This window comes from Lentilactobacillus dabitei (genome assembly GCF_019061365.1).
GTDB lineage: Bacteria > Bacillota > Bacilli > Lactobacillales > Lactobacillaceae > Lentilactobacillus > Lentilactobacillus dabitei.
Map to the genome: position 1 here is coordinate 1 of NZ_JAHPPD010000099.1, position 8,920 is coordinate 8,920.

The window sequence follows — 8,920 nt, forward strand, 5'->3', positions numbered from 1 at the left end:
AGGTCAAAACAAAAAGAGCCCTAATCACAAAGTGATTAGAACTCGAATTTAGTTTCACCAACAACAGTTGACGAAGAGCCCCAAAATCAGAATGCACTGCCGCTTTCACTTAAATTATGGGAGCAAATCGCCCTTCGTCCCACTCTCGATTCGCTTGTAATTGTTAATCAAGATTTAGTTCAATTGAAATGTGCTACTAAAAGTCTTCTTCGTCCAATCCTTCTCGAGGATCATTTCCAAGGAGTGCCTGCAGTTCAGCAATATTATGATTGTTCGTAGCCAACAGCTTTGTGAGTACCGCTGCCAAAACTGGCCGATCCTCTTTTTGAGCTAATTTAATGGCTCGGGTAATAAACAAGTTTTCCGTGTCATAATCGTGGACAAAACTATCGATCAACCACTCTGCAGAGTGATACTTGTTTTCACCATTTTCAGTTAACATCGCATACTCGCTGAACTCTTTTTGCGTAGTTGGCGTCAATAGATCTTCATCAATCAGAGTTGTTCCCAATGCATCCCTTTGCTTGTTGGCTTGTACCAACAATTCACCAAAGTAAGCCTTCAGAGAGTGAGCGTTCATCCCTTTGACATACCATTTGGCTTGCTGAAGCTTATCGGCTAACACCACTAAGTTTGATACAATGTGGCCAACCATTGCCCCCGCGGTTGGGGTGTGGTGATCAATATCTGCCTGCTTCACTTCTGCTGCAAATAAATCTTTTGGGGTTGTTTCAGCATTTTTAGTTGTCATTTTTCTACCTCATTCCTTCACTTTCATTGATTGAACTTCGTAACCTAAATCTGTCACTGTATTGGACAGATCATCAGCAGAGATTTTGGCACCATCAAACTCCGTCTTAACTTTGGCAGCGTTGAACATGACTTTAACGTCTTCAACGCCATCCTGTTTTGCCAATGCCCCTTGAATTTTTTGCATGCACGACGGGCAGGATAATGCGTCTAATTGTAGAATTGCTTTACTCATAATAATGACCTCCATTTATTGATTAGTGTATTTGTAAAGGGTAAGCTGATCGTTTTGTCTCTGGTTTGGATTAAAACGCTTGGATCCGCTCACTTACTTAGGACAGCTCCTCCAAGCAGAGATCTGCATGTAAGCAACCTGCACGTAAGCACCACAAGCAAAAATTCCAAAGCCCGGAATTTCTCCTTGCGGCAACTTACGCTCCGGTTGCTAACCGCCTGGATCCGCTCACTTATTTAGGACAGCTCCGCAAAGCAGGAACTTCCATATAAGCACCTCCAACAAAAATCCCTAAAAACCAGGGATTTCTGTTGAAGGAGACTTATATTCCAGTTCCTAACCGCTTTGCTACGCTCACTTACTGTCTTAATGATAATTCCGATTCCTGCAAAGATAATTGATCTGGATCAAGTTTTGCCACTTTTGTTCGATATTTAATCAATCTCATCGCATTGAAGATCACGACCAAGATACTTGCTTCGTGGACAAACATCCCACTTGCCATATAAATGTAGCCAAGCATTAACCCGATCAGTAGAAATACAACGGTGGCGATAGCGATAAAGATGTTCTCCTTTGTATTGGCAACCGTTTTTTTAGCAAGGCCAAACGCGTGAACCAGCTCTTCAAACTTCGAAGCCATCAACACAACATCGGAAGTTTCAACTGCGACGTCGGTTCCGCCACCCATGGCAATCCCAATATCTGCCGTGGCAATTGATGGGCTATCGTTAATCCCATCGCCGATGAAAGCAACCTTGTGCCCTTGAGCTTGATACTTCTTCACGTAGGCCACCTTTTGTTCTGGCAGCAGTTCAGCATGAACCGTATCGATGCCAATTTGCTGGGCAACCGCTTGGGCAGTCGCTTGATTGTCGCCCGTTAACATAATCGTTTGCTTGATTCCCAACTTTTTAAGCTGGCGGAGACTCTCGGCAACCCCTTGGCGAATCACATCAGAAATTCCTAAGATTGCACTCACCTGATGATTAATGGCAACAATAACGGATGAACTCCCCTGATTTTGAATGGTTTCCAGATCAGCTCGCTGCCGAGAAGAAAGATGAATCTGATGATCAGCCATCAACGCAACATTGCCAATGAACACTTGCTGATCTTCAATGTCAGCTTGAATGCCCCGACCTTTAATCGTATTGACTGAGCCTGTGGTAGCTTGATCACGGTGAACCCCTTTGCCGCTCGCAAATTGAACAATCGCTTTGGCCAATGGGTGATCGGAATGCTGCTCAATTGAGGCCGCCATTGCCAAGCCATCTTCATTAGCGGCATAGTTCTTAAATTGGGTCACTGCAGTTTTGCCTTCAGTTAAAGTGCCAGTCTTATCAAAGACTAAGGTATCAACGTTGGCAAAGGTATTCATCACCTCGCCGCCTTTAATCAAGACACCGTTCTTGGCACCATTACCAATCCCGGCAACGTTAGAAACCGGGGCGCCAATGACCAACGCCCCTGGGCAGCCAAGAACTAGCACGGTAATTGCCAAGCGAAAATCTTGAGAGATCAAACCCACCACTAGTGCAATCACTAACACAGCTGGAGTGTAATATGTCGCAAATTTGTCAATAAACTTTTCAGCTGGGGATTTAGTATCTTGGGCATCCTCAACTAACTCAACGATCTTGCCAAAAGTGGTCTCATCACCAACCTTAGTGGTCTCAACTTTGACGGTCCCGTTATCCAAAATCGTTCCTGAGTATACTGGGTCATCCTCAGTTTTGGTCACCAACTTGGATTCACCAGTAATGCTGGCTTCATTGAAATGACCAGAACCGGCCACAATTTTACCATCAACCGGAATTTGACCGCCGGCTTTGACTAGCACCACATCACCGACATCCACAAAGTCAACGTCGGATTCTGCCGTGCTGCCATCGTCATTCACAATCGTTGCAGTGGTTGGCGCCATTTCAGTTAAATCCTTGATGGAATGGCGGGTCTTAGCCAACGTCTTATCTTCCAGAAAGGTTCCAAAAAGAAATAAGAAGGTCACAATGGCGGACTCATTGTACTCACCGATGATAAAGGCGCCAACAACTGCGATACTGACCAGCAGTTCAATACTGATCGTTTTAAACCTTAACGCCGAGATCGCCCTTAGCAAAATTGGCACCGCAGAAATGATTGAAGCCAGGATAAATGCCCCTGTATAAAGCAGCGGCGACCCTAGTACATTTCCAAGCAGCCCAATTCCAATCAGAATCGCTGTTATTAACGTAATTTGATTAATGTGTTGATTAATAAATCGTTGTATTTTCATCATGTTTTGCTCCCGTCCTTTGATTATGCCTTAAGTATAGAGAGCAATCCCAAATAAATAATTGATCTGGATCAAGTCTTGCAAATTAAAATCATAACGCTTTGTGTATGCGACCGTTTTTATCTATAATTAAGTTAACAAATATGTTAGGAGGCTCCCCATGAAAATTATCGTGATTGGCGCAACCGGCCGAGTTGGATCGACCGTCGTTTCGAAGTTAACGGCTAATAAGGACATCGAAGTGTATGCAGGTGCCCGCCACCCCAAGAAAATTCCCGTCGCCCCAAATGTCACGCCGTTTAAAATCAACCTACATGACACCAAGGACGAAATCAAAGAAGCGCTCCCGGAAGCGGGCAAATTGATTTTCGCTGCCGGCTCTGGCGGTAAAGATTTACTGCAAGTCGACCTCAACGGGGCTGTCAAGGTGATGAAAGCCGCCGAAGAAAAAGACATCTTACGATTTATCATGCTGAGCTCAAAGGGTTCCTTAACCCCAGATTTATTTAGCGGTAAAAAACAATCCCCGCTGGCTGATTACTTAATTGCCAAGTATTATGCCGACGAATGGTTAATGAACAATACCCATCTGCAGTACACCATCCTGCAGCCAACGGCATTAGTCGAGAAACCGGGGTCGGGCAAAGTCACTTTGGGCGATTACACCACTAACGAAAATAGTATCGATAACGTCGCCGAAGTCCTCATCGGCTTAGCTGAGCACAATTCATCGATTGGTGAAGTCATTGAAATGAGTGCTGGCAATGAGCCAATTCCAGAAGCGATTAATCATTTAAATTAAGCTGATTTTAAATCTTAACTGAACGATTCATCATCACGTCACCTCGAGTGCTGTTGGATCGCTTTTTGTAACTTATGTTAGTTTTGATTACATTAATCACTTTGAATTTCAAAATAATTAACTCATTTTCGCCATCGGTTGGTTGCCCTTCCAACAACTGTGGTGACGTTTACAAATTCGTTTACCGTTTTCTCATTTTCTAACCATTTTCAAAAACTGCTGGAATTATCGCAAAGATGATGTTAGAATTTATGACATTAAGAAAAAGGAAGCGATGTTATGAATGCTGCAAATACCTCTTTTATGATTTTATCCAGTATTTTAGTATTGTTCATGACTCCTGGACTGGCGTTTTTTTATGGGGGTCTCGTGTCAAAGCGTAACGTGGTTAACACCATGTTGTCCGTCTTCATTATGACTGGTGTTGCAATTGTTTTATGGGTTGTGATTGGTTACTCGCTATCATTTTCAGGTGACATCAGTGGGATCATCGGTAACGTGAAGAACTTCTTCATGAATGGTGTTGATTTAACATCTCTGACGGCTACCAAGATTCCAACTGGCATATTTGCAATCTTTGAAATGATGTTTGCTATCATTACGCCGGCTTTGTTCGTCGGTGCCGTGGTTGGCCGAATCAAGTTTAATTTCCTGTTAGTATTCTTAGTTCTTTGGTCAATCATTATTTACTACCCAATGGTTCACTTGGTTTGGAGCCCCCACGGAATTCTTTACGGCTTGGGTGTTCTCGACTTTGCTGGTGGAACCGTTGTTCATATCAATGCCGGTGTGACTGCGTTTGTCCTTTCCGCTTTCTTAGGCAAACGAATTAAGTTTGGTGATCGGCCACATAACCACTACAACTTGCCTTGGGTCTTGCTTGGCGCAACGATCCTCTGGATTGGTTGGTATGGCTTTAACGCCGGATCAGCACTGGGCGTTGATAACATTGCTTCTCAAGCAACAATCACGACGACCATGTCAACAGGTACCGCGATGGTCACCTGGATGGTCCTCGATATGATCATTAGCGGCAAGCCGACTTTGGTAGGCGTTTGTACCGGTACCCTCTGTGGATTAGTTGGCATCACCCCTGCTTGTGGGTTCGTCACCATCGCCGGTTCGTTTTGGATCGGGATATTCTCAACCTTTGCCAGCTACTTCTTTGTTAACTATCTAAAGGATCGAATTGGCGTTGATGATGCCCTTGATGCCTTTGGTTGTCACGGCGTTAGTGGGATCGTTGGTAGTATCGCAACCGGTTTGTTCGCAACGAAATCTGTTAACCCAGTCGTTACCCACAATGGTATGTTCTACGGCGGCGGTTTCCATCAATTTGGCGTCCAGTTACTCGCTACTGCCGTTACCATCGTATTCGTCGTCATTGCCGCTTCAATCATCATCAAAGGCCTCAGCCTCGTGATGCCAATACGAGTTGATCGGAAGGAAGAGGAACTTGGCCTTGATCAAGGTGAACACGGTGAGGAAGCTGATTACACCGTTGAAATGAGTGATAACCTTGACGAATACCGCTCAGATCTGAATCTTTATTCAAAGGAATTTAGAGGTCAGATGGCCAACTTAACACCAAAGGATCCACCAGTAAAATAAATTGTTTCTTCTATATACAATCATATGATAAATACAAAACTAGCTGACTGCTTGAACAAGCTGTTAGTTAGTTTTTTGTGTCACTGCACATAGCCGTCACTATCACTTGTCATTTAATCCTAAGAAGGATAACATTTTAATATGGATAAGGAACATGCATTCTTTAGCCAATGAAAGCTTGTATCATATTTTGAGGAGGAACATTGTTGGAAGAAAAGAATTTTTTACAATTGCCGAAACAGCTCAAAGAACATCTGGGCATCAAATCGGGCAATAACGTGGAGGTGACAATTACTCAAGATGGGCTCATCGTCAAATCTCCTCAAAAGCCGACTGAAATTCATGAACGTCGGGTGAGCACAATTATTTTAATTATCCTCATGACAATTGCGTTTCTAGGTTATTTTATTGTGCGAAAAATCCACTACATCCCGTTAACCGGAACTGAATCAGTTGCGACCCTTTCTTTGGGGCTCACAACTTTTAGCGGCCTGATTAGCTTTTCGACTTCATTCATTTTGCTCAAGCACAAAAAAGCCGCGGTGGTTCAAGCCGTTTCTTGGCGGAATTTTCCAACGGTTGCTTTAGCTGGCGCCTTAATTAGCTTCATGTTAATGGCCGGCCTATTCTGGATCGCTGGCGACCTGTTCAAGGGTGCTACCTTTGATTTGGCAACATCCACGGCCATTTTTGCCATGATTACGTTGATCGAGACCCAGACAATGGCTAACCTGGTCCCGAGGCTTTCATCTCGATTGCTGACGAATACCTTTATTGCTGTCATTGTGAGCGGCATGGTTCTGGCAATGATGAGTAACCAAAACCTCTACTGGTGGAAGCGCAATTTAAGCTTCCTGGGAATCACTAACGCCAAATCTGCTTGGGAATTCAACCTGACACTCATTTTTTCAGGCCTCATCCTAATCGCCTTAATCGATTATTTATTTGTGTCATTAAAGCGCATTTTCCCCCAAAACAAGCAATTATTGATTTTAAGGATTCTCTTAACCCTCTTAGCCGTCGATTTAGCTTCAGTTGGCGTTTTTCCTAACAACGTTCAGCTACATCTGCTCCACGGCAAAGTGGCCGGCTATCTAGTATATCTGGTCTTGGCATTGATCATTGGCATTCGGTGGCTGCTCCCCAATGTTTCGCCAGACTTTCTTCACCTATCCTGGTTGATTGCCGGCGCGCTGCTCGCCGGTGAAATTCTCTTTCAAGTGGTCGGCTATCTATCACTAACCGCGTTTGAAATTCTGGCATTTATGTTGGCATTTACCTGGCTGGTCATGCTGTTTGAACGACTCAATGATTATCTAGAGCCAATTCAAACCCGCAATTACGTCGTTAAATAATTTTGAAAATGAGGTGGGCAAATGACTTATTCCCGAACGGAACATATTGAAATGGTTAACATGTGCATGATTTATGATCAACAGGCAAATAAAGTGTTGGTTGAAGATAAAACCGACGTTGCCTGGAAGTTCGGCCATACCTTTCCCGGTGGGCATGTTGAGAAAGGTGAGAGCTTGTACGACGCAATGGTGCGCGAAATCTTTGAAGAAACCGGCTTACATATCAGTCAACTGGAATCATGTGGCACCGTTGAGTGGTTCAGCGAGGAACCCGCTTATCGTCGGATTGGCTTTTTATACCGAACCAGTCATTTTACAGGTCAATTAAAGCAGTCAGACGAAGGGAAAATCTATTGGCTGCCAATTGATGAGTTAACCGAAGAAAATACCGCTGAAAGCTTTATGAAAATGCTCAAAATCTTCACCGACCCTCACGTGGTTGATGCGACTTCGCCAGTAATGAATGACTCGCTAACGATAATCCCCAAACACGACTTAACCGATCAATAATCATATAATAATAGTGACAAACTAACTACATTTATAGGAGGTGCGCCATGCAAAACTATCTGATTATCTACAATGGGGCAGCTGGAAAAAGTAATAATGAAAAGATTGCCAAGCAAGCCCAAACATTTTTGGAAACCCACGGCAAGCGGGTTGAATTGGCCAAAACGCAATCCGAAGAGGAGGCCATTTCAAAGGCGGCAGAAGCGCCTAATCAATTTGACTGTCTCGTCACGATCGGTGGTGACGGCTCAATTAATACCGCTTGTAAAGGCTTCCTGCAAACCGGGAAGGCCATCCCTTTGGGCATCATTCCCGGTGGAACCGTCAATAACTTTGCTCGCGCGCTAAATGTGCCATTGAATACCAGCGACGCGATCACTAATTTATTAGCTGGCACCTGTGTCGCCGTTGACCTTGGGACAGTTGGCACAACGCCAATGATTAGCAGCCTCACGCTGGGGCGATTAGCGGATATCGCCCGAGACATTAAAGACGACGAGAAGAAAAAGTTCGGTAAGGTCATCTATCTCATTAAGGGATTCAAGGAACTGTTCACCCATCGATCCTATAAGCTGCGAATTTCTGCTAACGACAAGGTCGAAACTTTGCGGGCCCAGATTGTCCTCATCACCACAACCAATTCAGTTGGCGGTTATGTTGAATTTAACCCCGAAGCCACTTACGATGACGATCATCTCCACGTGTTTATCCTGAAAAAGTTTACTTTGCCGAAATTGCTTGCGTATCTATCCTACTTTCTTTCGGGCAATTTGAAAGATAATGCCGACGTCAAGTATTTCAAATGTAAAACGGTTAAAATTGAAGGTTTATCTCGGCGAGAAATCCAAGCCCGTATCGATGGTGATCCAGCGATGAAGTTGCCGATTACGGTTAAGACCAAGGCAGACTTTTTGCAAGTGATTGTTCCAAAACAACAATAGGCTGGCGCATCGGACAATTTCTATCCAGATTTAACGATAAAGGACAACCATTCCCGGCACATTGGAATGATTGCCCTTTATCGTTAATTAGCAGCGAACAGCCGCCTGGTTTTTACCGCTGCTTCTTTGATGCTTGATACTGTTTATATAGTGAGAGGCCTAATTGACCAATTGCCAGGATAATCGATAACTTTGACCAAAAGCCAGCTGTTTTGTTCATCTTGCCACCTCCAGTTCAATTCAATCTTTGATGGGGATTATTTTACCGTCCGGCCTCTCAGCAAACAATTTTAAACTCTGGCAGATTCCCGCCTGCTATTTGGAAATTGCCGGTCATGGCTCACCGGCTCCCTTTTACTGGGTCTAAACTTTCTGGTATTGATGGAAATCATCAATGCCAGTTTTTTTATCCAGAATAAATGGGACATCACTGTCCCC

The 8,920-nt window shown here is 44.0% G+C and carries 8 protein-coding genes; 5 read left to right on the plus strand and 3 right to left on the minus strand.

Going from position 1 to position 8,920, the window contains the following annotated elements; translation table 11 throughout:
- Nucleotides 1–196 precede the first annotated feature (196 nt).
- From KTE19_RS11835 to KTE19_RS11845, 3 genes are all read right to left on the minus strand, one after another.
- Nucleotides 197–751 (minus strand): ferritin-like domain-containing protein, encoded by a 555-nt coding sequence (locus KTE19_RS11835; protein ID WP_217162110.1) that lies wholly within the window; start codon nt 749–751, stop codon nt 197–199.
- Nucleotides 752–760: 9 nt separating this feature from the next.
- A complete protein-coding gene (locus tag KTE19_RS11840; RefSeq protein WP_217162112.1) occupies nt 761–985 on the minus strand; it encodes a heavy-metal-associated domain-containing protein in 225 nt (74 codons plus the stop codon).
- A gap of 358 nt (nt 986–1,343) precedes the next feature.
- Nucleotides 1,344–3,263, minus strand: a complete 1,920-nt coding sequence (locus tag KTE19_RS11845) for a heavy metal translocating P-type ATPase (protein WP_217162151.1) — start codon at nt 3,261–3,263, stop codon at nt 1,344–1,346.
- Between the two features lie 160 nt (nt 3,264–3,423).
- Between KTE19_RS11845 and KTE19_RS11850 the strand changes: the two genes are divergently transcribed.
- From KTE19_RS11850 to KTE19_RS11870, 5 genes are all read left to right on the plus strand, one after another.
- A complete protein-coding gene (locus KTE19_RS11850) occupies nt 3,424–4,065 on the plus strand; it encodes an NAD(P)H-binding protein (protein ID WP_217342361.1) in 642 nt (213 codons plus the stop codon).
- Between the two features lie 279 nt (nt 4,066–4,344).
- Nucleotides 4,345–5,676, plus strand: a complete 1,332-nt coding sequence (locus KTE19_RS11855; RefSeq protein ID WP_217162114.1) for an ammonium transporter — start codon at nt 4,345–4,347, stop codon at nt 5,674–5,676.
- A 206-nt stretch (nt 5,677–5,882) separates the two neighbouring features.
- Complete coding sequence (locus tag KTE19_RS11860; RefSeq protein ID WP_217342362.1) at nt 5,883–7,031, plus strand: AbrB/MazE/SpoVT family DNA-binding domain-containing protein; 1,149 nt, start codon at nt 5,883–5,885, stop codon at nt 7,029–7,031.
- Between the two features lie 21 nt (nt 7,032–7,052).
- Nucleotides 7,053–7,541, plus strand: coding sequence for an 8-oxo-dGTP diphosphatase (locus KTE19_RS11865; protein ID WP_217162116.1), 489 nt, complete (start codon nt 7,053–7,055; stop codon nt 7,539–7,541).
- Between the two features lie 47 nt (nt 7,542–7,588).
- Nucleotides 7,589–8,482: a diacylglycerol/lipid kinase family protein gene (locus tag KTE19_RS11870; RefSeq protein WP_217162118.1), complete on the plus strand. Its 894-nt coding sequence runs from the start codon at nt 7,589–7,591 to the stop codon at nt 8,480–8,482.
- The last annotated feature ends 438 nt before the right edge of the window (nt 8,483–8,920 follow it).

Excerpts from the sequence above, each read along its gene's own strand:
- KTE19_RS11865 (WP_217162116.1), top strand. The coding sequence starts at position 7,053 with ATGACTTATTCCCGAACGGAACATATTGAAATGGTTAACATGTGCATG.
- KTE19_RS11840 (WP_217162112.1), bottom strand. The coding sequence starts at position 985 with ATGAGTAAAGCAATTCTACAATTAGACGCATTATCCTGCCCGTCGTGC.
- KTE19_RS11850 (WP_217342361.1), top strand. The coding sequence starts at position 3,424 with ATGAAAATTATCGTGATTGGCGCAACCGGCCGAGTTGGATCGACCGTC.
- KTE19_RS11870 (WP_217162118.1), top strand. The coding sequence starts at position 7,589 with ATGCAAAACTATCTGATTATCTACAATGGGGCAGCTGGAAAAAGTAAT.
- KTE19_RS11855 (WP_217162114.1), top strand. The coding sequence starts at position 4,345 with ATGAATGCTGCAAATACCTCTTTTATGATTTTATCCAGTATTTTAGTA.
- KTE19_RS11845 (WP_217162151.1), bottom strand. The coding sequence starts at position 3,263 with ATGAAAATACAACGATTTATTAATCAACACATTAATCAAATTACGTTA.
- KTE19_RS11835 (WP_217162110.1), bottom strand. The coding sequence starts at position 751 with ATGACAACTAAAAATGCTGAAACAACCCCAAAAGATTTATTTGCAGCA.